General features: G+C 54.9%; 21 protein-coding genes, 1 tRNA gene and 2 rRNA genes. 13 read left to right on the top strand and 11 right to left on the bottom strand.

What is annotated here, in order from left to right:
• Positions 1-127: 127 nt before the first annotated feature.
• Positions 128-1,057: an HTH-type transcriptional activator AaeR gene (aaeR, locus tag BV390_RS07445; protein ID WP_032690545.1), complete on the top strand. Its 930-nt coding sequence runs from the start codon at positions 128-130 to the stop codon at positions 1,055-1,057.
• Between the two features lie 74 nt (positions 1,058-1,131).
• Here aaeR and tldD read toward each other — a convergent pair whose 3' ends face one another.
• The 8 genes from tldD to csrD all read right to left on the bottom strand — a co-directional run bounded on the left by tldD (position 1,132) and on the right by csrD (position 13,494).
• A complete protein-coding gene (gene tldD / locus BV390_RS07440) occupies positions 1,132-2,577 on the bottom strand; it encodes a metalloprotease TldD (RefSeq protein WP_032690544.1) in 1,446 nt (481 codons plus the stop codon).
• An 88-nt stretch (positions 2,578-2,665) separates the two neighbouring features.
• Positions 2,666-6,466, bottom strand: a complete 3,801-nt coding sequence (yhdP, locus tag BV390_RS07435; protein WP_085396768.1) for an AsmA2 domain-containing protein YhdP — start codon at positions 6,464-6,466, stop codon at positions 2,666-2,668.
• A 127-nt stretch (positions 6,467-6,593) separates the two neighbouring features.
• Positions 6,594-8,063: a ribonuclease G gene (gene rng, locus BV390_RS07430; RefSeq protein ID WP_032690542.1), complete on the bottom strand. Its 1,470-nt coding sequence runs from the start codon at positions 8,061-8,063 to the stop codon at positions 6,594-6,596.
• 2 nt (positions 8,064-8,065) lie between these two features.
• Positions 8,066-8,647, bottom strand: coding sequence for a Maf family protein (locus tag BV390_RS07425; RefSeq protein ID WP_032690541.1), 582 nt, complete (start codon positions 8,645-8,647; stop codon positions 8,066-8,068).
• A 7-nt stretch (positions 8,648-8,654) separates the two neighbouring features.
• On the bottom strand, positions 8,655-9,143 hold the full coding sequence (mreD, locus tag BV390_RS07420) for a rod shape-determining protein MreD (RefSeq protein ID WP_004868276.1): 489 nt from the start codon (positions 9,141-9,143) through the stop codon (positions 8,655-8,657).
• On the bottom strand, positions 9,143-10,135 hold the full coding sequence (gene mreC / locus BV390_RS07415; RefSeq protein WP_032690540.1) for a rod shape-determining protein MreC: 993 nt from the start codon (positions 10,133-10,135) through the stop codon (positions 9,143-9,145). Before mreC ends, mreD begins: the two co-directional genes overlap by 1 nt.
• Positions 10,136-10,205: 70 nt before the next feature.
• Positions 10,206-11,249, bottom strand: coding sequence for a rod shape-determining protein MreB (gene mreB, locus BV390_RS07410; RefSeq protein WP_002918653.1), 1,044 nt, complete (start codon positions 11,247-11,249; stop codon positions 10,206-10,208).
• Positions 11,250-11,553: 304 nt separating this feature from the next.
• Positions 11,554-13,494, bottom strand: a complete 1,941-nt coding sequence (csrD, locus tag BV390_RS07405; RefSeq protein WP_032690539.1) for an RNase E specificity factor CsrD — start codon at positions 13,492-13,494, stop codon at positions 11,554-11,556.
• A gap of 219 nt (positions 13,495-13,713) precedes the next feature.
• On the opposite strand from csrD, the gene acuI reads away from it, so the two are divergent.
• From acuI to BV390_RS07340, 12 genes are all read left to right on the top strand, one after another.
• Positions 13,714-14,688, top strand: coding sequence for an acrylyl-CoA reductase (NADPH) (acuI, locus tag BV390_RS07400; RefSeq protein WP_032690538.1), 975 nt, complete (start codon positions 13,714-13,716; stop codon positions 14,686-14,688).
• Between the two features lie 77 nt (positions 14,689-14,765).
• A complete protein-coding gene (msrP, locus tag BV390_RS07395) occupies positions 14,766-15,767 on the top strand; it encodes a protein-methionine-sulfoxide reductase catalytic subunit MsrP (protein ID WP_032697416.1) in 1,002 nt (333 codons plus the stop codon).
• A complete protein-coding gene (gene msrQ / locus BV390_RS07390) occupies positions 15,767-16,366 on the top strand; it encodes a protein-methionine-sulfoxide reductase heme-binding subunit MsrQ (RefSeq protein WP_032697415.1) in 600 nt (199 codons plus the stop codon). The genes msrP and msrQ overlap by 1 nt, the downstream gene beginning before the upstream one ends.
• Positions 16,367-16,599: 233 nt before the next feature.
• Positions 16,600-17,052 carry a type II 3-dehydroquinate dehydratase gene (gene aroQ, locus BV390_RS07385; RefSeq protein ID WP_004868300.1) on the top strand — a complete coding sequence of 151 codons (453 nt, stop codon included), beginning with the start codon at positions 16,600-16,602 and terminating at the stop codon, positions 17,050-17,052.
• 22 nt (positions 17,053-17,074) lie between these two features.
• Positions 17,075-17,539 (top strand): acetyl-CoA carboxylase biotin carboxyl carrier protein, encoded by a 465-nt coding sequence (accB, locus tag BV390_RS07375; protein WP_032690535.1) that lies wholly within the window; start codon positions 17,075-17,077, stop codon positions 17,537-17,539.
• Between the two features lie 10 nt (positions 17,540-17,549).
• On the top strand, positions 17,550-18,899 hold the full coding sequence (accC, locus tag BV390_RS07370) for an acetyl-CoA carboxylase biotin carboxylase subunit (RefSeq protein ID WP_004868303.1): 1,350 nt from the start codon (positions 17,550-17,552) through the stop codon (positions 18,897-18,899).
• A 108-nt stretch (positions 18,900-19,007) separates the two neighbouring features.
• A complete protein-coding gene (locus tag BV390_RS07365; protein ID WP_004868304.1) occupies positions 19,008-19,250 on the top strand; it encodes a YhdT family protein in 243 nt (80 codons plus the stop codon).
• On the top strand, positions 19,240-20,691 hold the full coding sequence (gene panF, locus BV390_RS07360) for a sodium/pantothenate symporter (protein WP_049266991.1): 1,452 nt from the start codon (positions 19,240-19,242) through the stop codon (positions 20,689-20,691). The genes BV390_RS07365 and panF overlap by 11 nt, the downstream gene beginning before the upstream one ends.
• Positions 20,692-20,702: 11 nt before the next feature.
• Complete coding sequence (gene prmA / locus BV390_RS07355) at positions 20,703-21,584, top strand: 50S ribosomal protein L11 methyltransferase (protein ID WP_032690533.1); 882 nt, start codon at positions 20,703-20,705, stop codon at positions 21,582-21,584.
• A gap of 359 nt (positions 21,585-21,943) precedes the next feature.
• Positions 21,944-22,909: a tRNA dihydrouridine synthase DusB gene (gene dusB, locus BV390_RS07350; protein WP_032690532.1), complete on the top strand. Its 966-nt coding sequence runs from the start codon at positions 21,944-21,946 to the stop codon at positions 22,907-22,909.
• Between the two features lie 25 nt (positions 22,910-22,934).
• Positions 22,935-23,231, top strand: coding sequence for a DNA-binding transcriptional regulator Fis (gene fis, locus BV390_RS07345; protein WP_000462905.1), 297 nt, complete (start codon positions 22,935-22,937; stop codon positions 23,229-23,231).
• A 1,032-nt stretch (positions 23,232-24,263) separates the two neighbouring features.
• On the top strand, positions 24,264-24,485 hold the full coding sequence (locus tag BV390_RS07340) for a hypothetical protein (RefSeq protein WP_032690531.1): 222 nt from the start codon (positions 24,264-24,266) through the stop codon (positions 24,483-24,485).
• A 223-nt stretch (positions 24,486-24,708) separates the two neighbouring features.
• On the opposite strand, the gene rrf (BV390_RS07335) is transcribed toward BV390_RS07340, so the two are convergent.
• The 3 genes from rrf (BV390_RS07335) to rrf (BV390_RS07325) form a co-directional block, all read right to left on the bottom strand.
• A 5S ribosomal RNA gene (rrf, locus tag BV390_RS07335) occupies positions 24,709-24,824 on the bottom strand.
• A 37-nt stretch (positions 24,825-24,861) separates the two neighbouring features.
• Positions 24,862-24,937, bottom strand: a tRNA-Thr gene (locus tag BV390_RS07330).
• Positions 24,938-24,951: 14 nt separating this feature from the next.
• Positions 24,952-25,050 (bottom strand): 5S ribosomal RNA (gene rrf, locus BV390_RS07325); the annotation flags it as partial.

The raw sequence follows: 25,050 nt of genomic DNA, 5'->3' as shown, positions 1-25,050 counted from the left end.
ACCTTGATAAGAAGCGTACAGGTGATATGCGTGAAGCGTTTATTATGTAGCTAACAATATAGTAACGTAACAATTGCAGCATGATCTATATTATGTGATCTAAATCACTTTTAAGTCAGAGTGAACAATGGAACGATTAAAACGCATGTCCGTTTTTGCCAAAGTGGTTGAACTGGGTTCATTTACCGCCACGGCACACCAGCTCCAGATGAGCGTTTCATCCATCAGCCAGACTGTCTCCAGACTGGAAGATGAACTCCAGGTGAAGCTGCTTAACCGCAGCACCCGCAGCCTTGGCTTAACGGAAGCCGGCAAGATCTATTACCAGGGCTGCCGACGAATGCTGTTCGAAGCGCAGGACGTCCATGAGCAACTGTACGCGTTTAACAATACGCCCATCGGTACGCTGCGCGTCGGCTGCTCTTCAACTATGGCACAAAATGTCCTCGCCCACATAACCGCTGGAATGCTGAAAGAGTACCCGGGTTTATCCGTCAACCTGGTCACCGGAATTCCGGCGCCGGATCTGATTGCTGACGGGCTGGATGTGGTGATCCGCGTCGGGGCATTGCAGGATTCCAGCCTCTTTTCACGCCGGCTTGGCTCGATGCCGATGGTGCTCTGCGCAGCAAAAAGCTACCTGCAGCAGGCGGGGATCCCGGAAAAACCGGCCGATCTCGCCAGCCATTCGTGGCTGGAGTACAGCGTGCGCCCTGACAATGAATTTGAAATTATCGCTCCGGAAGGGATCTCAACCAAACTGATCCCCCAGGGCCGCTTTGTCACCAACGATCCCATGACGCTGGTCCGCTGGCTGACCGCAGGGGTCGGGGTGGCTTACGTTCCGCTGATGTGGGCGATCGAAGAGATCAACCGCGGTGAGCTGGAGATCCTGCTGCCAAGCTACCAGTCAGATCCGCGTCCGGTGTACGCGCTGTATACCGAAAAAGACAAGCTACCGCTGAAGGTTCAGGTCTGTATTAATTCACTGACGGAGTATTTCGTCGAGGTGGCAAAAATTTACCAGGGGATGCACGGCCGGGGAATTGCCCGCTAGCGACGCGACACAAACGGCAACGATGTCCGGTGCAGGCTGCGCCTCCGCAAAATGCGGAAGCGCATTCAGAATACTCAGGCGGTTCCGCCAACGGTAAGGTTATCGACTTTCAGCGTCGGTTGGCCAACGCCTACCGGCACGCTCTGGCCCTCTTTACCGCACACGCCGACACCGCTATCAAGCTTCAGATCGTTACCGACCATGGAAATCTGCTGCATCGCTTCAATACCGGAACCGATCAGGGTCGCCCCCTTCACTGCTTTCGTGACCTTCCCTTTTTCGATCAGGTAGGCTTCTGAAGTGGAGAACACAAACTTACCGGAGGTGATATCGACCTGACCACCGCCGAAGTTAGGGGCATAGATACCGTAATCAACCGATTCGATAATCTCCTGCGGCGTCGATTTACCTGCCAGCATGTAGGTGTTGGTCATCCGCGGCATCGGCAGATGGGCGTATGACTCACGACGGCCGTTACCGGTCGGCGCAACGCCCATCAAACGCGCATTGAGTTTGTCCTGCATATAACCTTTCAGGATACCGTTCTCAATCAGCACGTTGTATTGGCCCGGCGTCCCTTCGTCATCAACGGCCAGCGAGCCGCGGCGATTGGCAATGGTGCCATCATCCACCACGGTGCACAGTTCGGAAGCCACCAGTTCCCCCATATGGCCGCTGAACACCGAGGTACCGCGACGGTTGAAATCGCCTTCCAGACCGTGTCCTACCGCTTCATGCAGCAATACCCCAGGCCAACCGGCCCCCAGCACCACCGGCAGCATGCCCGCCGGGGCGGCAACGGCAGATAAATTCACCAGCGCCATCCGCACCGCTTCTTTCGCCCAGGCATCGGCACGGACTTCACCGTCTTCGGCAGCCAGGAAATAGTCATAGCCAAAACGACCGCCGCCGCCGCTGGAGCCGCGTTCGCGTTTACCGTCGTCTTCCACCAGCACGCTGACCGACAGACGCACCAGCGGACGAACGTCCGCCGCTAACGTCCCATCGGTCGCCGCGACCAGAATCAATTCATACACGCCGCTCAGGCTGGCGGACACTTCCTGCACGCGTTTATCAGCGGCGCGAGCCGCTTTATCGACGCGGCGCAGGATATCCAGTTTCTCTTCGCGGCTCATACTTTGCAGCGGATCGATGCTGGTATACAGCGCGCTGTATTCTACCGCCCCCAGGGTACGCACTTTGCCGTCGCCGCTGTCGCGCACGATGGTACGAGCCGCCTGCGCGCTCTGCTCCAGCGCCAGTCGACTGATTTGGTCGGCATAAGCAAAACCCGTTTTCTCGCCGCTGACCGCACGAACGCCGACGCCCTGGTCAATATTGTACGAACCATCTTTAATGATGCTGTCTTCCAGAACCCAGGATTCGTGATAGCTCGACTGAAAATAGAGATCGCCGTAATCCAGACGGCGCTCGGCCAACTGGCCAAGAATGGCAAAAAGATCCTGATGATTCAGGCCATTTGCTGACAGTAATTGTTCACTTACCAGGTTCAGACTCATCGTTATGCTACTCGTTTGTTGCCGCCGGTCAGGCGGAAATAAAAAACGCTATCCATTGAGAGTGCGGTAATTCCCCGCAATCGTCAAATCATTGCTTTTTGTCACTGCGCGCCTGGCGCAGGACTTCATTGATCTGCGGCTGATCGATAGGGCCAGTAATGCGATAACGCAGGATAGATACTTTGTTCCACAGCGGCCCCAGCACTTTACTGGCGGCAAACACCGCGGCGCCGACTATCGGATTTATCACAAACGCTGTCGCAACGCCGACGGTCGCCGAAATTTCCGGGGCCACGACGGCCTGCATATCCAGCCGGCGGCGTACCAGGTCGACCGAGCCTTTCATCGCGATATCCGCCTCGAGGCCATCCACCAGCGTATCATCCGTATTCAGCACGCCATCTTTAATCCATGCCGTGCTGTTGATCGAATCAAAATAGAAGCCTTCGCTGAAGGTATCGCTAAAGTCGAAACGCAGCTTTCGCAGCAGCGCATCGACGCTCAGCAGACGCAACAGCTGCCCGGCATGACCGGTGCTGATGTCGGTAAATTCGCCTTTCCCGAGATGGCTTTTCAGCACCCCATTGAGCGATGCCACGTCCGGCTGCCACGGCGGTGCACGCCAGTGCAAATCGTAATCGACATCGAACGACGACCCTTTCACCGGCGTCGAAATACCGAAAAAGCTGGCGAAGGCATCCGTTTTATTCCCATGGAGTTTACCTTTCAGCGACGTCCGCACGCCGCCCGGGGCATTGACCCATACGCCGTCGGAAGTCAGACGGCCAAAACCGGTATCCACCAGCCCGTTAGCCAGCGTCAGGGTATCGCCTTTAATTGAGAAATCACCGTCGATGCGCCCGTATTTTTGCCCCCATAGCCAGCACTCTGCGCAGCGCAGCTGGAGATCCGGCCAACCGCGAAAATCAAGGCGGTTACTGGCAAGCGGGTTCGTCCCGCTGGACGCCTCACCACTCTTCTGAGCGGCAGCCGGGTTGTAATACAGATAGCGAATGGCGGCCTGCCAGGGGGCATTTTGCCGCATTGTCAAAGAGGCGTTAATTTCGCGCCCCTGGGCTTCAACCTTCGAGCCACCGGCATTCGGTTGACTCACCAGGCTCACGTTGTTCCAGCTTTGGCCAGCAAACGTCAGCGACGGCGTGCGCAACGTGATACGTTCCGGGAAGAGAATATTGCTGCTGACTTCATTGACTGCGCCACCCTGGAAAAGCGCCAGCCACTCCGCGCCATCCATCGCCGGCATATTCAGCTCAACGCCGGCCTGATCCGGCAGCGGAGAAATGGCTTTGCTATCAGAGGTTAAAATCGCCCGATCCAGCGTCAGCTTACGGTTCAACAGCCAGCGGCTGTTGAAATGATTTTTCGCACCAATAGCGCCGGTCAACTCGAAGCTGTTTAACCCGCCTTCAACATTAATTTTCACCGGCAGCGGCTCACCCGCTGTTTTATCGACCGGAGAAGGTAAGTCACTGCTTACATTTTTCAGATCGCCGTTAATATCAACCTTATAGCTCGCATTCCCATGGTACGGCAGCTCAATTGCCACCTTACCGTCCCACGGCACGCTACCGCTAACGGCATCATTGACCGCTTTTGGCAGGAGACCGGTACGCGATGGCTGCCAGCTGGCGTTCATGCCAACGTTGACAAGGAAGGCCTTAGGTCCCTCGGTGGTGGAAAAATCGAGATTCAACGGCTGATTAAACCAGCTGGCTTTCAGGGGCTCGCTTTTCAGATCGCCATTTGTAAAGCTGAACTTACCGGTCAGATCCTTCAGCGTTGTATCAATCGGTTTGATAAACAGGCTGTTATTCACCAGATTGACATCGCCTTTGGCGGTGGTCAGCTCGCCATCCAGCGGAATATCAAGATGTAAGCGAGCGCTCACATTCCCATCCAGTTGTAGCTCATCCAGTGCCGAACCCAGCGTCTCTTTCAGCGGCGTCTCGTTAAAATAGGGTCCGACATCTTTCCCTGGACCGTTGATATCGGCATCAATAAGCAGTTTTTCCCGCGAATAATCCGGGATAACCGCATCAAGGTTGCTGGCGGTGACGTTCCCCAGCATGACCTTATCGGCCTTCATCCACAAACCGTTATTGATAAAATCGAGGTTGATATCCAGCCCGGTTAATGCCGGCCAGTCGGGTTGAAAGGCAAAGGTGGCGTTGGTTAATGGCACCGAAACCTGGAACTGGCCTTCGTTATGCAGATACGGGAACAGGTGCGGATTACCGCCGTAAACCAGGGTGGCGTTGGTTGCCTGCCCGCCTTTTATCGCGCCGCTGAGATAATCCACCAGCTCTTTGCCCATCAGGTTTTCTGGAAAATAGCGCCATGCCTGACCACCGTCATTGGTGCTGATCCCCGCCAGAATCCCCAGCCACGGCTCATCACCCTGCGGCTGTAAATAGCGGAACCCTCCCCGCGCACGTACTCCGGTTGCCTGCACGTCAATGTTGCGCCCGTCAAGCATAAAGCCTTTGTCATTCTTCACCCAACTGAGGGTGGCATCACCTTTGGCAATTTCCAGCGGGGCGCGGAAGACCGTGGCATAAGGCATTTTGGCTTCTCTCATACTGGCGTGCAGCGAGCCGTTCTCCACGCTTCCGGCAGCGCTACCGGAGAAATGTTCGGCCCCCGGCAGCAGCTTCCACTGTTTCCAGGAGAGATCGCTCCAGCTTGCCTGAAAACGGGACTTTTCCGCTGCCTGCAGCGGAATATCCAGCGCCAGCAGATCGATTTTGCCGGCAGGTTGCGTGGTGCGCCAGACCTCGCCCAGCTCAGGGGCCAGCTTATCGGCAATCGGTTGCAGCCCGGTCAGGCCATTGAGATCGAGGTTACTGGCGCGGACACGCAGCTCATCGCTGCGCGAGTGGTTATCACCGCCGACATCCTGGGCCGGGATCCACGCCATCGCCAGCGCGCCGCGCGGCCAGGCTTTGCCGTCGATCGAGATCCGGGTATCCGGGATGTCGAAGCCCCAGCCCTGCTTCTCGCGGAAGATATGGGCCGTCAGATTATCTACCGTCAATCGATGGGGCTGACCATCACCCTGCCAGCTGGCGCCGCCCTTCTTCAACCAGACGTCACCGCTGGCGATATCGCCTTTGTCGATAGTCATCCAGCCTTCGAGGCTAAAGCGCGCAGTCTGCAACGCAATATTGTCCTGCATCCAGCGGCCCAGCCACGGCTTCACGTCAATATCATCCGCCTGCAGCCATACGCGCCCTTTGTTCAGCAGACCATTTTCATCACGCAGATCCATACGTACCTGCATCACCCCATGCTGGCCGTTCAGACTGGAGAGACTCAGTTGCCCTTCTGCACGATGGCGGTTATTCGTATTCAGCCAGGTGAGCTGCGGAACAGCTAATTCCGCACGTTGCCCGGAAATGGTCACGAAACTCAAATGGCTATCGCGCAGAATAAAGTGGTCGAACTGGCGCAGGAAGAGATCGCCAATATGGTCGGTTTTCAGACTCTCGCCGCCATCATTGGTCTGGATTGGCGAATTGGTATGGATTTTCAACTGCCAGAAGGTGAGGTCGCGGAATTGCCAGCGCATGTGCAGCAGACTTTGCCAGACATCCAGCGCCAGAGTGACCCGTTTAACCGAGAGCTGGCCGCCGTCTTTCAGACCCGCGGAGACATCGCGCACGTCGAGCGTCGGGCCAAAGTTTTCCCAGCGGGCCGTTAGCTGTGAAGCATTGACCGGGGAGCCTGAAAGCGCAGAGATTTTTTCCAGCAGCTGCGGGCGCCATGCGTCCAGCTGCGGCAGAACGAGACGCAGGCCGCTCACCAGCAGTGCGACGACAACTGTCAATGTTGCCGCGGTGAGCAGTAATATCCCGGGCAGTCGCCTCACGCCTCTCTCCTTGTCAGACTTTTACACGTCATCCGTCTATTTGCCTCCGCGTCGGCGGCGTTGACTTCCGGGATAAGCCGTCGTTCGGCCATACTCCCGGGTGCCAGAGCAGAAGCAAACCAGATGATTACATCATAACGACATCGAACTGCTCTTGATTATAGAGCGGTTCAATTTGTACTTTGACCTGTTTGCCGACAAAGATTTCGACTTCCGCCAGCGCGTGCGACTCTTCCCCTTTCAGGGTTTCCGCAACCGCAGGAGAAGCATAGACCAGGAAACGATCGGAATCGTAGGCATGATGCACACGCACAATCTCACGCATGATTTCATAGCACACCGTTTCCACCGATTTCACCGTACCGCGTCCGTGGCAGGTAGGGCAATCCTTACACAACACGTGCTCAACGCTTTCACGAGTCCGCTTACGGGTCATCTCTACCAGACCAAGCTGGGAGAAGCCGTTAATACTGGTTTTGACCCGATCTTTACTCAGCGCCTGTTCCAGTGAATGCAACACCCGGCGACGGTGATCTTCATTATTCATATCAATGAAATCAATAATGATAATCCCGCCCAGATTGCGCAGACGCAGCTGGCGGGCAATCGCCTGAGTCGCCTCAATATTGGTATTAAAAATCGTATCGTCGAGATTGCGATGACCGACAAATGCCCCGGTATTGATATCCACGGTGGTCATCGCTTCGGTTTGATCGATAACCAGATAACCGCCGGATTTCAGCTCCACCTTACGCTCCAGCGCGCGCTGAATTTCGTTCTCCACGTCAAAGAGATCGAAAATCGGCTGACGGCCGCTGTAATGCTCCAGCTTGCTGGTCATTTCCGGCATATATTCGGCGGTAAACTCCACCAGCGATTCATACGTCAGGCGGGAATCGACGCGTATACGGTCCAGATGCTCATCGGCAAAATCACGCAGCACGCGCTGAGCCAGCGCCAGTTCACCATACAGCTGATAACGGGTCTGCTGACGTTTTTTGCGCTCCATGACCTTCGTCCATACGCGCTTGAGGTAAGCCGCATCGGCGGCTAACTCCTGTTCATGCACCCCTTCCGCGGCGGTACGGATGATAAAACCGCCCTGCTCATCGCAGTAGTCGGCCACCACCTTCTTTAACCGCTCGCGTTCAGCTTCACTCTCGATACGCTGTGACACGCCGACGTGAGAAGCCCCCGGCATAAAGACCAGATAGCGGGAAGGCAGCGTAATGTCCGTCGTCAGGCGGGCGCCTTTGGTGCCGAGCGGATCTTTCACCACCTGAACCATCAGGTCCTGGCCCTGACGAACCAGTTCGGAAATATCGCGCACCGTAAACTGCTTTTGTTCTTCCCCGGCAACGCATTCGGTATGCGGCATAATATCTGACGCGTGCAGAAATGCGGCCTTATCCAGGCCAATATCTACAAAAGCCGCCTGCATCCCCGGCAGTACACGACTGACACGACCTTTGTAGATATTGCCTACGATTCCGCGCCGCGCTTCACGCTCAATATGAATTTCCTGCAGAATACCGCCATCAATGTACGCAACGCGCGTCTCCGATGGCGTTACGTTAACTAATAATTCAGCCGTCATCTTTATCCCTTTTCTTCACGCAGTGAGTTAAAGTTACTCAGCAACTCATACGTTTCTACCAGCGGTAAGCCGACCACGGCGTGATAGCTGCCATTAATCTTCCTGACGAAACAGCCACCCAACCCTTGAATACCGTATGCACCTGCTTTGTCCAGAGGTTCGCCGCTGGCCACATAGCTGGCAATATCCTGATCTGAAAGCAGGCGGAAGGTGACTTCCGTCACCACCAGGCAATCCAGCGTCAGCTGCTTATCCGCCAGCGCCACGGCCGTCATGACCTGATGCGTCTTACCGGAGAGCATGCGCAGCATCTCGGCGGCGTGGGCGGCATCGCGCGGTTTTTCCAGCACTTCGCCGTTCAGGATAACAATGGTATCGGCCCCCAGCACCGGCAGATCGCGCGGGGCCAGTGCGACCCCCGCCTGCGCTTTTTCACGCGCCAGACGCGCAACATAATGCCCGGCGCTCTCCTGTGGCAGGCGTCGTTCTTCAATACCGGGAACCAGACGTTCAAAAGATAACCCCAGTTGCGTCAGCAGTTCTTGTCGACGCGGAGAGCCTGAAGCGAGATACAGAGTCGTCATATCAACCTTATTGCACCGCAAATTGCTGACGGACTTTCCGCATCAGCAGGAATAACCATGGCCAGAGCACACCGTTTACTACACTACTCCAGAACACTTCCGGACGGAAAGAGACGTTGATCACTAAAAACTCTGCCCAGAAAACAACGATATCCACAGCAAGGGATAACATCATCACCACCAGCGCCTGCTGCCAGAGCGCCAGATTGCGAAACAGCTGATATTTCAGCGCCACCAGATAAGCGATGATACTTAACGATAGCGCGCGAACGCCCAGTGTCGACCCGCTGATCAGATCAAGGATCGCCCCCATGACGAAACCGGTGCCTACGTTCACCCGATGCGGTAAGGCGAGGATCCAGTAAAGCAGGATCAGGAATACCCAGTTTGGCCGGAAGACGGTCAGGTCCGCCGGCCAGGGCATGACCTGCAGCAATAGCGCGATAAGAAACGAGAGCCAGATAACCCAGCGTCCCTGGCTTCGATAACTTGCCACTATTGCCCCCCTGCAGGCAGAGGTTGCGAAGGCGGCGTCATGCCGGTTGCCGGCGCAGGCATTTGCGGCCCCATGGCATCTGGTGCCGGCAGAACCTGCGGCATCATCTGCATCAGACGTTCATTGGCAACGCGGTGCACCTCTTCCGGCGTCATCGGGTTGGCCCCGTTACGATCGGCTCCCCACAGCAGCAGGAGATAGCGCAGACGCTGCAGACCCGCCGTTGGGCGCGCCTGAATGACCGTATACGCACGCTGCGTGTCGAGCTTCACCGAGGAAACCACGCCGACCGGATAGCCTTCAGGGAAGCGGCCACCGAGACCGGAGGTCACCAGCACATCGCCGACGCGAATATCGGTGTTCGCCGGCAGGTGCTCCAGCTGCAAATCGTCAGTGCACCCGTTACCCGCCGCAATCACGCGAATATCATTGCGCAGAACCTGAATCGGCAACGCATGCGTCGCGTCGCAGATGAGCAGCACGCGGCTGGTTAACTTCGCCACCGCAACGACCTGACCAACCACGCCTTTGTCGCTGATCACCGGCTGGCCTTCGTATACGCCGTTAACGCTGCCCTTATCGATAACAACCTGATCGCTATAAGGATCGTTAACCGTAGAGATGACCTGAGTCACCATTTTTTGCTCATCCTGGCGCAGCGGCGAGCCCAGCAGCTCGCGCAGACGCGCGTTCTCCTGTTTATACTGACCCAGCATCAGCAAATCGCTGTTCTTCAGCAGCAGTTCCTGACGCAGCGCGCGGTTTTCCAGTTCGAGCTGATCGCGGGTTGCCAGCGTTTGCGATACGCTGTCCAGCAATTCCCGGGGACCATTTGAGATAAAGTAGAAAGGGCTGACGGCAGTGTCCATGTACGTTCTAATCTGACTGAACGTACCCAGGCGGCTGTCGGCGATAATCACGCCAAGCGCCACCAAAACCGCCAGGATAAGGCGAATCTGTAGCGACGGGCCACGGCTAAAAATTGGCTTCATAGGCTATGCGTATTCTCGTGTCAGTTAAGACCAAGGGTAGCTTTTGAGGCTACCCTGGACCTTCGGCTGACTACTCTTCGCTGAACAAGTCGCCGCCGTGCATGTCGATCATTTCCAGCGCTTTACCGCCGCCACGTGCGACGCAAGTCAGTGGATCTTCTGCAACTACGACAGGAATACCTGTCTCTTCCATCAACAGACGGTCGAGGTTGCGCAGCAGGGCGCCACCGCCAGTCAGAACCATACCACGCTCGGAGATATCGGAAGCCAGCTCCGGCGGACACTGTTCCAGCGCGACCATGACCGCGCTGACGATACCGGTCAGCGGTTCCTGCAGCGCTTCGAGAATTTCGTTCGAGTTCAGGGTAAAGCCGCGTGGCACGCCTTCTGCCAGGTTACGGCCGCGAACTTCGATTTCACGCACTTCATCGCCCGGATACGCCGAACCGATTTCATGCTTAATACGTTCAGCCGTCGCTTCACCGATCAGGGATCCGTAGTTACGACGCACATAATTAATCACGGCTTCATCGAAACGGTCACCACCGATACGAACGGAAGAGGAGTAAACCACGCCGTTCAGGGAGATAACCGCCACTTCGGTGGTACCGCCACCAATATCCACCACCATAGAACCGGTCGCTTCGGAAACCGGTAAGCCCGCGCCAATCGCAGCCGCCATCGGCTCTTCAATCAGGAAGACTTCACGAGCGCCAGCGCCCTGAGCAGATTCACGAATCGCACGACGCTCAACCTGGGTTGCACCGACCGGTACGCACACCAGAACACGCGGGCTTGGACGCATGAAGCTATTGCTATGCACCTGTTTAATAAAGTGTTGGAGCATTTTTTCGGTGACGAAGAAGTCGGCGATAACGCCGTCTTTCATCGGGCGAATCGCCGCGATATTGCCCGGTGTACGCCCGAGCATCTGCTTCGCTTCATGACCAACAGCAGCGACGCTTTTCGGCGAGCCGGCACGATCCTGACGAATGGCCACAACGGAAGGCTCATTCAATACGATGCCTTGTCCTTTTACATAAATCAGGGTATTCGCGGTACCCAGGTCAATGGACAGGTCATTGGAAAACATGCCACGAAATTTTTTTAACATACTAAGGGATAATCCTGAAAGCTGGGGCGGAAAACAAAATCCGCTTACTTTACCAACCACACGCAGCAGCGACAAGGCGCAAAAATCATCTGCTACGGTGAAAATTAGTGCAGCGCATTTCCTTCGTTACAAATTTACCGGGTCCATTCAGTGGCGAAATCGTCAACAGCGCTCCGCGCCTGAATCTGTAACCCGTCAAAGGTCATTTACTGGCATTTACATTGCGATAATCCGGCAGGTAGACAAGCACACCCCCTTCACTATGGCGCGCGTTATTCTACGTGAAATCACGCTAAACGGCAGATCAAACCGAGTATCTTTGCGAATATTTTTTCACATTTGTGTCAAGTGGCTGTGAGGCGGCAAAAAATTCCCCCTGACCACCCGTGACACCGCACTGAGACAGCACCTGCCATTCACTGCGACTGCGAACGCCGGTTGCAAAAACCTGGACCGGCATGCCCTTACAGGCCTCCACCAGGCTCTGAACCAGCAGCTGGTTCTCACTGCGCTTTTCGATATTGCGCGACAGTCCCTGGTGCAGCTTAATCACTTCGACATCCAACTGCTTGATCCAACTGGTTCCAACCAGCGTTAATCCGGCCTGCACGACGGCAACGCGAATACCCAGGGCATTGACCAGGCGCATTACCGGTTGTAAGCGGCCGATATATTGACAAACATCTGCCTCTGCAAGTTCAAAAATAATCCGTCGACGTTGCGATTTTTCACTCTGCATCAAAGTATCACGCAGCCAGCGCTGAAATCTCGGGCGGATCAATGATTCCACCGTCACCTGCAGCGCGAGGTTTTCCTCCGGCCAAAAACTTAAAAATGGCAGTAAGCGCGTGATCTGCAGGCGGTCGTACTCTTCCGCCAGACCAAACTGTTGCACCATAGGCATATATTCTGCCGCGCTCACCTCTTCCTTACCGTCGTACAACCGCGACATCAGTTCACGATGATGGACGCGTCCATCGCGGGTAACGGCCGGCTTCTGGTACAGTCGCGGCCCGCCGCGGCTGAGCATTTGTTCAATCAGCGTACGCCAGCGGACGTTACCGCGCCCTTTCTCCGGTAACGAGTCATCGTAGACTGCCCAGCTATTGCTGCCCTGTAGCACCGCATTGCGCGTCGCAGCCTCGGCGCGTTCCATCACCTGGGCGGTCGTCTGCCCACTGCGGAAAGCGCAAAGACCGATATGCATCATGTCATCGCGGTCAAGAATCCGCGTCGGCGGCAGTGCATCCACCGCTTTTAACAGCAACCCGGCGATGCTATCGGCCTCTTTTAAGGTACGGTGAGGAAGGAGTACGGCAAAATCACTGCGGTGGTAGCGCGCCAGCAGCGCCCCGGGATAGCGCATAATAAAAGTCGACAGCAGGTTGATGAGCGTGAAGTAGTGTTCTTCGGCAGCGGCTCGTCCCCAGTTATCACGTAACAGATCGAACTCCGGCAGGCGGATCATCATCACGATACCGTGCGAACCCACTTTTTCCTGATCTTCCAGCAAAGTTGCCAGCTGATTATCAAAGAACAGACGATTATTCAGCCCGGTTTTCGAGTCTTGCGCCGCATAAGAACGAATCAACGTATCCATACGACTACGCTGATCGCTGGCAAACTGCAGCTCGGAAAGCAGCATATCCAGCGCGCTGCTGGTGCTTGCCGGCCACTCATGTACCGACCCTCGTACCTGCGGCCCGCGTTCGCCGTTGAGGATCCGCGCAGCACGTACCTCAAGCAGCTCCTGGCCAGCAAGCTGACGGCGAATCCAGCGCACGGAGAAAAAGATAACCAGAACCATAAGGCCGATAGCTGTCGATAAGGGTCCGGTGATGTGTAGCGAGCGGAAATAATTCACCATCGGGTCGAGGTAGACCACGTGAATCGTCATACCGGGGTGTTTTAACGACGGTACCGTTATTTCACGATACTGATTCTTACTCCCCGGCGGACGATAGCTGTCGCTACGCGAGTGACCGTACACCGGCTTGCCGTTAAGCAGAAAATCGACCTGCACAATCTCCACCGGCGTCATCAACTCATCCATTTGCGGTTCAAGCTTATCGAACGAGGATGAGATCAGGCGGTTATCCAGCATCGTCGCCACGGCCTGGACGCGATTCTCCATCTTCAGCTGGATACCGTTATAAAAACTCAGCGAAGCACCTATAAGCGTGACAAAGATGGTCAGGCTGGTGAGCAGCGTGACAAATGCTGAGAACTTCGTCGTTAATCGCATCCCTGTGTTAACTCCGCGAGTGAATGACCGCCCGATAGATTTTCAGGCACGTGTACTAGCGCTTTACCTAAAGTAAGCGCTAACTTTCTAAAGCGCGAGGCATACTATCAAAGCTGGCGTTTCTGGCAATTTATTGCGTTATATCGGCGTAATAATGTCGATAGCGAGTATAGTCTGCAGAAAATTTTTTCCAATCTTTGTACAAATAAGGACCCGCATATGCAGGCTTTAATATTAGAACAGCAGGATGGTAAAACAATCTCCTCGGTGCAAACCATCGACGCCGACCAGCTGCCGCCGGGCGATGTCACCGTCGATATTCACTGGTCCAGCCTTAACTATAAAGATGCGCTGGCGATCACCGGCAAGGGAAAAATCATCCGCAACTTTCCGATGATTCCTGGCATCGATTTCGCCGGTACCGTTCATTCAAGCGAAGATCCGCGCTTCCACAGCGGCCAGAAAGTGCTGCTGACCGGCTGGGGCGTCGGTGAAAACCACTGGGGCGGTCTGGCCGAACGTGCGCGGGTGAAAGGCGACTGGCTGGTCGCGATGCCGGAAGGTCTTGATGGCCGTAAAGCGATGGCGATCGGTACCGCCGGCTTCACCGCTATGCTGTGCGTCATGGCGTTGGAGGATGCCGGCATCCGTCCGCAGGATGGTGAAATCATTGTCACCGGCGCCAGCGGCGGCGTCGGCAGTACTGCCATTGCGCTGCTACATCAGCTCGGCTATTCGGTCGTCGCAGTCTCTGGCCGCGAAAGTACCCATGAATATCTGAAAAGCCTCGGCGCACAGCGCATTCTCGGTCGCGAAGAGTTTGCCGAAACCCGTCCGCTGGAAAAACAGTTGTGGGCTGGCGCGATTGATACCGTCGGGGACAAGGTGCTGGCGAAGGTGCTGGCGCAGATGAACTATGGCGGCTGCGTCGCCGCCTGTGGTCTGGCCGGGGGCTTCGCGCTGCCAACGACGGTGATGCCGTTTATTCTGCGCAATGTTCGTCTGCAGGGCGTCGATTCCGTCATGACGCCGCCCGCGCGTCGCGCTGAAGCCTGGCAACGTCTGGTGCGTGATCTGCCGGAATCCTTCTATTCTGCGAGCGCCACGGAAATTACGCTCGCAGAGGCCCCGGCATTCGCCGCTAAGATCATGAACAATCAGATCCAGGGGCGGACGCTGGTGAAGATCGCCTAATCTGCAATTTTTCGTGACATATTCGCGATAAATCGCCGCCTCCGTCATGCTTAGGAAAAAGCATGCCGGAGGATGTCATGAAAGCCAAAAAACTCACGGAAGCCGATGTAACGGCAGAGTCCGTATTTATGCTACAGCGCCGCCAGGTTCTGAAGTCACTCGGGATCACCGCAACGGCCCTTTCTCTTTCCCCCACGGCGCGGGCCGATCTCCTGGACTGGTTTAAAGGTCACGACCGCCCGCCGGCCCCGGCAGGTAAAGCGCTGACGTTTAATAAACCCGCGGAGTGGCAAAGCTCGCTCGCCCTGACGCCGGAAGATAAAGTCACCGGCTATAACAACTTCTATGAATTTGGTCTTGATAAAGCTGACCCCGCGGCCAATGCCGGCAGCCTGCGTACCGATCCCTGGACCCTCACGATTGGCGGAGAAGTGGCCAAACCGCTGACGCTCGATCATGACGACCTGACCCGGCGCTTTCCGCTGGAAGAGCGTATTTACCGGATGCGCTGCGTGGAGGCCTGGTCAATGGTGGTGCCCTGGGTCGGCTTCCCGCTACATAAACTGCTGGCGCTGGTTGAACCCACCAGCAACGCCCGTTTTGTCGCCTTTAAAACTCTGTATGCACCGGACCAGATGCCGGGGCAAAAAGATCGCTTTATCGGCGGGGGGCTGGCTTATCCTTATGTAGAAGGTCTGCGGCTGGATGAAGCCATGCACCCTCTGACGCTGCTGAGCGTCGGCGTTTACGGTAAAGCGCTGCCGCCGCAAAATGGTGCCCCTGTCCGGCTGACCGTCCCATGGAAATACGGTTTTAAAGGTATCAAGTCCATCGTCAGTATCGAGCTGACGCGCGAGCAGCCCCCCACCACCTGGAATCTCGCCGGGCCGGAAGAATATGGCTTCTACGCTAACGTCAATCCGCACGTCGATCATCCGCGCTGGTCGCAGGCCACAGAGCGTGTTATTGGCTCTGGCGGCGTGCTTGATGTTAAACGCCAGCCGACGCTGCTGTTTAACGGCTATGCTGACGAGGTGGCATCGCTCTATCGGGGACTGAATCTGCGGGAGTATTACTAGTGCGTCTGAACGTAAAACAGATTACCTGGCTGAAGGGGGTACTCCATCTGGCCGGCTTCTTACCCTTTATCTGGCTCTTCTGGGCCGGACAACAGGGCTACTTTAGCGCCGACCCGGCAAAAGATATCCAGCATTTTACCGGTAGGATGGCTCTTAAATTTTTGCTTGCGACCTTGCTCGTCTCACCGCTCGCGCGCTACGCTAAACAACCTTTGTTGATTCGTACCCGGCGTTTACTCGGGTTGTGGTGCTTTGCCTGGGCAACGCTGCATCTCACCAGCTACACGCTGCTGGAGTTAGGTATCAACAATCTGGCGCTGCTGGGCTCGGAGTTAGTCAGCAGACCTTACCTGACTTTGGGTTTTATCAGCTGGTTGATTTTGCTGGCGCTGGCCGCCACCTCAACACAAGCGCTGCAGAGAAAACTGGGTCGCCGATGGCAAACTTTGCACAACTTCGTCTATCTGGTGGCAATCCTTGCCCCCATTCACTACCTGTGGTCGGTGAAGATTTTATCTCCGCAGCCGGTGATTTATGCCGTGCTGGCCGCATTGCTTTTAGCATGGCGTTACAAGAAGTTCCGTCAGTGGTGGCGATAATCATCGGATATGTGCAGTTTCCCGCAGATCTTTTATCAACCGCGACGCTTTGAACGATAGCGGTTGATAATCTTCCCTGATAAGACCAGTATTTAGCTGCCAAATGCTACGAAATCGTTATAATGTGCGACTTTGGTTTTCCTGACGGGGTTTTCGGGCCCTGAAAAGGTGACAAGCGCGCTTCGAAGGTATATTTTGTTTTTTACCCGAGAATGGCAGGAGATAGCCACACAATGGCTGACAAGTTTCGCATTTTGCTTTTAAACGGACCCAACCTTAACATGCTCGGCACTCGTGAGCCTGAGAAGTATGGCACCCTTAAGCTTTCTGAGATTGTTAACCGTCTGGAATCAGAAGCTTCGGCTCTGAACGTGGCGCTGGATCACCTGCAGTCCAATGCGGAGTTCGCGCTAATCGACCGAATTCATCAGGCTAAAGACACTGTGGACTATATCCTGATTAATCCGGCCGCGTTTACGCACACCAGCGTGGCTATCCGCGATGCATTACTTGCGGTCAGTATCCCGTTTATCGAGATTCACCTGAGCAACGTACATGCACGCGAACCGTTCCGTCACCACTCCTATCTGTCGGATATCGCCTCGGGCGTCATCTGCGGACTCGGTGCGGACGGCTATTCATACGCTTTACAGACGGCGGTAAAACGCCTGTCACAATCACACTAAACAAAGAGTACGGAACCCACTCATGGATATTCGTAAGATTAAAAAGCTGATCGAGCTGGTTGAAGAATCAGGCATCTCCGAACTGGAAATTTCTGAAGGCGAAGAGTCTGTACGCATCAGCCGTGCCGCGCCAAATGCGGGCTACCCGGTCATGCAGCAGGCTTATGCCGCGCCGATGATGCAGGCTCAGGCACCGGTTGCAGCAGCACCGGCCGCCGCTCAGGCAGACGCGCCGGCGAAAGCTGAAATCAGCGGTCACATCGTACGTTCCCCGATGGTCGGTACTTTCTACCGCACCCCGAGCCCGGACGCCAAAGCGTTCGTGGAAGTCGGTCAGAAAGTTAACGTGGGCGACACCCTGTGCATCGTAGAAGCGATGAAAATGATGAACCAGATCGAAGCCGATAAATCCGGCGTGGTGAAAGCCATTCTGATCGAAAGCGGCCAACCGGTAGAATTTGATGAGCCGCTGGTAGTCATCGAGTAACGAGGCGAACATGCTGGATAAAATTGTTATCGCCAACCGAGGCGAGATTGCACTGCGTATCCTGCGTGCCTGTAAAGAACTGGGCATCAAGACCGTCGCTGTGCATTCCACTGCGGATCGCGATTTAAAACACGTACTGTTAGCGGATGAGACGGTCTGTATTGGCCCGGCTCCGTCCGTAAAAAGCTATCTGAATATCCCGGCAATCATCAGCGCAGCGGAAATTACCGGCGCGGTGGCCATCCATCCGGGTTATGGCTTCCTGTCCGAAAACGCCAACTTTGCTGAGCAGGTTGAACGTTCAGGCTTCATCTTCATCGGCCCGAAAGCCGACACCATTCGTCTGATGGGCGATAAAGTGTCCGCGATCACCGCGATGAAGAAAGCGGGCGTACCAACCGTTCCGGGTTCTGACGGCCCGCTGGGTGACGATATGGATGCTAACCGCGCTCATGCAAAACGCATCGGCTATCCGGTTATCATCAAAGCCTCCGGCGGCGGCGGCGGACGCGGTATGCGCGTGGTACGCAGTGATGCTGAACTGGCCCAGTCCATCTCCATGACCAAAGCTGAAGCCAAAGCTGCATTCAGCAACGACATGGTATACATGGAAAAATACCTGGAAAATCCGCGTCACATCGAGATCCAGGTACTGGCTGATGGCCAGGGCAACGCTATCTATCTGGCGGAACGCGATTGCTCTATGCAGCGTCGTCACCAGAAAGTGGTCGAAGAAGCGCCGGCGCCGGGCATTACCCCGGAACTGCGTCGCTACATCGGCGAACGCTGCTCTAAAGCGTGTGTCGACATCGGCTATCGCGGCGCAGGCACCTTTGAGTTCCTGTTTGAAAACGGTGAGTTCTACTTCATTGAAATGAACACCCGTATTCAGGTTGAGCATCCGGTAACCGAAATGATTACCGGCGTTGACCTGATCAAAGAACAGCTGCGTATCGCTGCTGGCCAGCCGCTCTCCATCAAGCAAGAAGAAGTCCAGGTTCGTGGCCATGCGGTGGAATGCCGTATCAACGCCGAAGATCCGAACACCTTCCTGCCGAGCCCGGGTAAAATTACCCGCTTCCACGCGCCAGGCGGTTTCGGCGTACGCTGGGAGTCTCATATCTACGCAGGCTACACCGTACCTCCGTACTATGACTCAATGATTGGTAAGCTGATTTGTTACGGCGAAAACCGTGATGTCGCGATTTCACGCATGAAAAATGCGCTGCAGGAGCTGATCATCGACGGCATCAAAACCAACGTCGATCTGCAGATTCGCATTATGAATGACGAGCATTTCCAGCATGGTGGAACCAACATCCACTATCTGGAGAAAAAACTCGGTTTACAGGAAAAATAATTCTGTATTCGCAGCAAAAGGCCGGATTATCCGGCCTTTTTTCTTTTTCTCTCCCCTTGCCAGCCCCTTAAGGTACAATCCCCGCTTTAAATTGACCCCGGGAGCCTTATGGACGCGCGTTTTGTTCAGGCCCACAAAGAAGCCCGCTGGGCGTTGTGGCTTACCCTCCTCTATCTTGCAGCATGGTTAGCAAGTGCTTACATTCCTGGTTCTCAGCAGGGCTTTACCGGCCTGCCGCGCTGGTTTGAAATGGCTTGTCTGTTGATCCCGCTGATTTTCATTCTGCTGTGCTGGGCGATGGTGAAGTTTATCTACCGCGATATTCCGCTGGAGGATGATGATGCAGCCTGAAGTGATCCTGCCGCTTATTGCCTACCTGCTGGTGGTGTTTGGCCTGTCGATTTATGCGATGCGCAAGCGCTCGACCGGGGCATTCCTCAACGAGTATTTTCTCGGCAGCCGTTCTATGGGCGGCTTCGTGCTGGCCATGACCCTGACGGCCACCTACATCAGCGCCAGTTCGTTCATAGGCGGCCCGGGTGCGGCATATAAATACGGGCTCGGATGGGTACTGCTGGCGATGATCCAGCTGCCTGCCGTGTGGCTGTCGCTAGGGGTACTGGGGAAAAAATTCGCTATTCTGGCCCGCCGGTATAACGCGGTAACGCTCAACGATATGTTGTTCGCCCGCTATCAGAGCCGTCTGCTGGTATGGCTGGCGAGCCTCAGCCTGCTGGTTGCGTTTATCGGTGCGATGACCGTGCAGTTTATCGGCGGCGCGCGACTGCTGGAAACCGCCGCAGGCATCCCTTACGAAACCGGTTTGCTAATTTTCGGTATCAGTATCGCGCTCTACACCGCTTTCGGCGGCTTCCGCGCCAGCGTGTTGAATGATGCGATGCAGGGTCTGGTGATGCTGATAGGCACCATCGTGCTGCTCGTCGGTATCGTTCATGCTGCGGGTGGCCTGAGCATGGCGGTGCAGACCCTGGAACATATCGATCCGAAGCTGGTTTCTCCCCAGGGAGCGGACGATATTCTGTCACCGACTTTTATGACCTCTTTCTGGGTCCTGGTCTGCTTTGGCGTTATCGGTCTACCGCATACGGCGGTGCGCTGTATCTCCTATAAAGACAGTAAGGCGGTGCACCGCGGGATTATTCTCGGCACCATCGTGGTCGCTATCCTGATGTTTGGCATGCATCTCGCCGGAGCGCTGGGTCGTGCGGTGATCCCGGATCTGACCATCCCGGATCTGGTCATCCCGACGCTGATGGTGAAAGTACTGCCGCCGTTTGCCGCCGGGATCTTCCTTGCCGCGCCAATGGCGGCGATCATGTCGACGATCAATGCGCAGTTATTGCAGAGTTCCGCTACGATCATTAAGGATTTATACCTGAACCTGCACCCGGAACAGCTGGATAACGAGAAACGCCTGAAGCGGATGTCGGCGATGATCACGCTGCTCCTCGGCGCGCTGCTGTTGCTGGCCGCATGGCGTCCGCCAGAGATGATCATCTGGCTGAACCTGCTCGCCTTTGGCGGGCTGGAAGCGGTCTTCCTGTGGCCACTGGTTCTGGGCCTGTACTGGGAGCGCGCCAACGCGGCGGGAGCCCTGAGCGCGATGATCGTCGGCGGCGTGCTGTATGCCGTGCTCGCCACCCTGAAAATTCAGTACCTGGGCTTTCATCCTATCGTGCCCTCGCTGCTGCTAAGTTTGCTGGCTTTTGTGGTGGGCAACCGTTTTGGTCAGCCCGTTCCACCAGCCCCTGTTATGACTACTGACAAATAAAGAGTTTTGCTATGCCATGGATCCAATTGAAACTGAATACCACCGGCGCACATGCTGAAGACCTCAGCGACGCGCTAATGGAGGCCGGCGCGGTCTCCATCACTTTCCAGGATACCCACGATACGCCGGTATTCGAGCCGCTGCCGGGTGAAACTCGCCTGTGGGGAGACACCGATGTTATCGGCCTGTTCGATGCTGAAAGCGATATGCATGACGTGGTGGCTATCCTAGAGCAGCATCCGCTGCTGGGCGCCGGTTTCACCCATAAAATCGAGCAGCTGGAAGATAAAGACTGGGAACGTGAATGGATGGACAATTTCCACCCAATGCGTTTCGGCGAACGGCTGTGGATTTGCCCAAGCTGGCGCGAAGTACCGGATGCAAACGCAGTCAACGTGATGCTCGACCCGGGCCTGGCGTTTGGTACCGGCACGCACCCGACCACCTCGCTCTGTCTGCAATGGCTGGACGGACTGGATCTGACGGGTAAAACGATTATCGATTTCGGCTGCGGTTCGGGCATTCTGGCGATTGCAGCGCTGAAGCTGGGTGCCGCAAAAGCTGTCGGTATTGATATCGACCCGCAGGCAATTCAGGCCAGCCGTGATAATGCCGAGCGTAACGGTGTCTCCGATCGTCTGGAGCTCTATTTACCGCAGGATCAGCCAGAAGCGCTCAGCGCCGATGTGGTGGTCGCCAACATCCTGGCAGGGCCATTACGTGAGCTGGCCCCGTTAATCAGCGTGCTGCCCGTTTCAGGCGGTTTGCTGGGCCTTTCCGGTATTCTCGCCAGCCAGGCGGAAAGCGTCTGCGAAGCCTATGCCGATCGCTTTGCCCTCGACCCGGTGGTGGAGAAAGAAGAGTGGTGTCGGATCACCGGCCGCAGAAAGTAACTCTGGAATGCGGCCTGCGGGCCGCTTTTTTGTTTCCAGTAACCGCTGAATGACGTCAAGAAATGGGAGCCAGATCGCATTACGATGCGCTTTTTTGACTACAAAAACAGCGTTTTATGCCGTTAACAGTGCCCTTTTTCTAAGAAAAATCGAGAAGTTTTGCGATTTTATAAATGGACACAAATTATCCACCACCGATTAAGGTGATGATTAATATGATAATTTATCCATCTCTTTTCTATCGATGTGGGATTCATTGATCTGTGACAGAGGATTGCTCAAAGTTTGGCCTTTCATCTCGTGCAAAAAATGCGTAATATACGCCGCCTTGCAGTCACAGTATGGTCATTTCTTAACTCATGCGCATCGGACACTATCAGCTCAGAAATCGCCTGATCGCAGCGCCTATGGCTGGCATTACTGACAGACCATTCAGGACGCTGTGCTACGAGATGGGAGCAGGTTTAACCGTTTCCGAGATGATGTCCTCCAACCCGCAGGTTTGGGAGAGCGACAAATCCCGTTTACGGATGGTGCACGTGGATGAGCCCGGTATTCGTACCGTGCAAATCGCCGGTAGCGTACCGGAAGAGATGGCCGCAGCCGCCCGTATTAACGTGGAAAGCGGTGCCCAGATTATTGATATTAATATGGGGTGCCCGGCGAAAAAGGTGAATCGCAAGCTCGCAGGTTCAGCCCTCTTGCAGTATCCCGATCAGGTGAAGTTAATCCTGACGGCGGTCGTCAAGGCAGTGGACGTTCCCGTGACACTCAAGATTCGCACCGGTTGGGAGCCGGAACACCGTAACTGTGTAGAAATTGCCCAACTGGCTGAAGAGTGTGGCATTCAGGCTCTGACTATTCACGGACGCACCCGCGCCTGTTTGTTTAACGGAGACGCTGAATACGACAGTATTCGGGCAGTTAAGCAGAAAGTTTCCATTCCGGTTATCGCGAATGGTGACATTACTGACCCGCTTAAAGCCAGAGCTGTGCTCGACTATACGGGGGCTGATGCCCTTATGATAGGCCGCGCAGCTCAGGGAAGACCCTGGATCTTTCGGGAAATCCAGCATTATCTGGACACTGGGGAGCTGCTGCCCCCGCTGCCATTGGCAGAGGTTAAGCGTTTGCTTTGCGCGCATGTTCGGGAATTGCATGACTTTTATGGCCAGGCAAAAGGGTACCGAATTGCACGTAAACACGTCTCCTGGTATCTACAGGAGCACGCCCCAAATGACCAGTTTCGGCGCACATTCAACGCCATAGAGGATGCCAGCGATCAGCTGGAGGCGTTGGAGGCATACTTCGAAAATTTTGCGTAAACAGAAATAAAGAGCTGACAGAACTATGTTCGAACAACGCGTAAATTCTGACGTACTGACCGTTTCTACCGTTAACTCTCAGGATCAGGTAACTCAAAAACCCCTGCGTGACTCGGTTAAACAGGCACTGAAGAACTATTTTGCTCAACTGAATGGTCAGGATGTGAATGACCTGTATGAGCTAGTACTGGCTGAAGTTGAACAGCCCCTGTTGGACATGGTGATGCAATACACCCGTGGTAACCAGACCCGTGCGGCCCTGATGATGGGCATCAACCGCGGTACTCTGCGTAAGAAACTGAAAAAATACGGCATGAACTGATACTAATCAGTTAATTGCTTGTTATAAAAGGCGCTCTTCGGCATGGGGAAGCGCCTTTTTATTATCTGACATATCGAATTTCTCCGGCTGCCAGGGCGGATATCGGTATTTCGCATCGCTGAAGTGCAGATCACTGCTCAGCAGCATGACTCTGCAATGCCACTTTGCCAAAGAGAGTAATCTCAAATCCGGGCAGCCGTTTTATCAAATCACACCTGCCAGACCGTATACCCGAACGTAATAGAAAATAAAGCGAAAGCAAAGTCGCTGCGTATCTCTCTCCTGTCTGCGCGTTAAGCACTATCGCAACTTAATATATCAGCCGCGGGGGAATGAGACTCCTGTGCCTGCCTCCTGGCCATTATTGAACTCGCCAGGGCTACCAGTTTTAACTTTAAGCTTATCAATCGGGTGACCAGACTCATAGCGTACTGACACAGTACCTGCAATCAAATCCGGCCCCGCCACCGCCAGTGCGCATACGATCAAACGGGCTTGAGAACACACCCCATCTCCGGTTCGATATGCACCTGGAAAAGACCTTGCTCTCAGATTGCGACAAAACCCTCTCTGATGCACCAGGAGCGCATTGATGGCCTGCCTCAATGGAGATTTCATCTGGGCCCTGGCATCCTGTTGTAGTGGCTTCTGTGGCTGCATACCTGGGGCGGCATTTGGCCCTGATGTTAAGCCACGACCAATAAGCGGGGTAGAAAATACCGCCAACATAAGTAAGCACTTCGTTTACACGCAGGTTTCGCTTCACACTTTTTCGCCCGGCAACCAATATACGGATATGTTAGAAATCAATTTGTTATATTATCGGCCGACTAATAATATGGCTCTTACTTCTCTTTCGTTATTTTATTCTGCATATTTTCCTCATAATCCCAGTGCGATCTCCACGATATTTACCCTGAACATAAATTGATATTATTTCGGCCGCTGACCTTGATATTGTCGATGGTAAAATAGGCTATTCCGTCATATATCGACAGCGGTACAACCCGACGGATTATTCAGAGGCCTACCATGAACAAATTTATTTTAGTGACGCTGCTGACGACGCTGCTCGCCGGCTGTGCCCATGACTCCCCCTGCGTACCGGTCTATGATTCTCAGGGGCGATTAGTCCATACTAATACCTGTATGAAAGGGACCACTCAGGATAACTGGGAGACAGCAGGCGCCATTGCAGGAGGTGCCGCAGCCGTTGCAGGCCTGACACTGGGTATTGTGGCCCTGACCCGCTAATTTTTATCCTGGAAGCATGCAGAAACTGCAGCTAAAACAAAGGGCCCAGTCGAAGACTGAGCCCTTTTTAGTTTAATAGCCGTTCGTTTATCAGAATATTTGTGGCGACTATACTGGCCTGGCCGGGAGATATCTCGCTACTGTACAGTATCTCCGCGTGGTGCTGAAAATCAGAAAAGCAAAAAGGCCCAGTCTTTCGACTGAGCCTTCTGCTTTATTTGATGCCTGGCAATTCCCTACTCTCACATGGGGAGACCCCACACTACCATCGGCGCTACGGCGTTTCACTTCTGAGTTCGGCATGGGGTCAGGTGGGACCACCGCGCTCTCGTCGCCAGGCAAATTCTTTCTAAGTGCCGAACTTTAACCTAAAAACTGGTGCTGATACCCAGAGTCGAACTGGGGACCTCACCCTTACCAAGGGTGCGCTCTACCAACTGAGCCATATCAGCACGCTAAATTTGATGCCTGGCAGTTCCCTACTCTCACATGGGGAGACCCCACACTACCATCGGCGCTACGGCGTTTCACTTCTGAGTTCGGCATGGGGTCAGGTGGGACCACC

The organism is Klebsiella sp. YJ, from assembly GCF_002108615.1.
Lineage (GTDB): Bacteria > Pseudomonadota > Gammaproteobacteria > Enterobacterales > Enterobacteriaceae > Klebsiella > Klebsiella planticola.
This window is presented reverse-complemented; position numbering and strand designations above follow the sequence as displayed.

Coding starts and splice junctions, on each gene's coding strand:
- aaeR (WP_032690545.1), top strand. CDS start 128: ATGGAACGATTAAAACGCATGTCCGTTTTTGCCAAAGTGGTTGAACTG.
- tldD (WP_032690544.1), bottom strand. CDS start 2,577: ATGAGTCTGAACCTGGTAAGTGAACAATTACTGTCAGCAAATGGCCTG.
- rng (WP_032690542.1), bottom strand. CDS start 8,063: ATGACGGCTGAATTATTAGTTAACGTAACGCCATCGGAGACGCGCGTT.
- BV390_RS07425 (WP_032690541.1), bottom strand. CDS start 8,647: ATGACGACTCTGTATCTCGCTTCAGGCTCTCCGCGTCGACAAGAACTG.
- mreC (WP_032690540.1), bottom strand. CDS start 10,135: ATGAAGCCAATTTTTAGCCGTGGCCCGTCGCTACAGATTCGCCTTATC.
- mreB (WP_002918653.1), bottom strand. CDS start 11,249: ATGTTAAAAAAATTTCGTGGCATGTTTTCCAATGACCTGTCCATTGAC.
- csrD (WP_032690539.1), bottom strand. CDS start 13,494: ATGCGATTAACGACGAAGTTCTCAGCATTTGTCACGCTGCTCACCAGC.
- acuI (WP_032690538.1), top strand. CDS start 13,714: ATGCAGGCTTTAATATTAGAACAGCAGGATGGTAAAACAATCTCCTCG.
- msrP (WP_032697416.1), top strand. CDS start 14,766: ATGAAAGCCAAAAAACTCACGGAAGCCGATGTAACGGCAGAGTCCGTA.
- aroQ (WP_004868300.1), top strand. CDS start 16,600: ATGGCTGACAAGTTTCGCATTTTGCTTTTAAACGGACCCAACCTTAAC.
- accB (WP_032690535.1), top strand. CDS start 17,075: ATGGATATTCGTAAGATTAAAAAGCTGATCGAGCTGGTTGAAGAATCA.
- accC (WP_004868303.1), top strand. CDS start 17,550: ATGCTGGATAAAATTGTTATCGCCAACCGAGGCGAGATTGCACTGCGT.
- BV390_RS07365 (WP_004868304.1), top strand. CDS start 19,008: ATGGACGCGCGTTTTGTTCAGGCCCACAAAGAAGCCCGCTGGGCGTTG.
- panF (WP_049266991.1), top strand. CDS start 19,240: ATGCAGCCTGAAGTGATCCTGCCGCTTATTGCCTACCTGCTGGTGGTG.
- prmA (WP_032690533.1), top strand. CDS start 20,703: ATGCCATGGATCCAATTGAAACTGAATACCACCGGCGCACATGCTGAA.
- dusB (WP_032690532.1), top strand. CDS start 21,944: ATGCGCATCGGACACTATCAGCTCAGAAATCGCCTGATCGCAGCGCCT.
- fis (WP_000462905.1), top strand. CDS start 22,935: ATGTTCGAACAACGCGTAAATTCTGACGTACTGACCGTTTCTACCGTT.
- BV390_RS07340 (WP_032690531.1), top strand. CDS start 24,264: ATGAACAAATTTATTTTAGTGACGCTGCTGACGACGCTGCTCGCCGGC.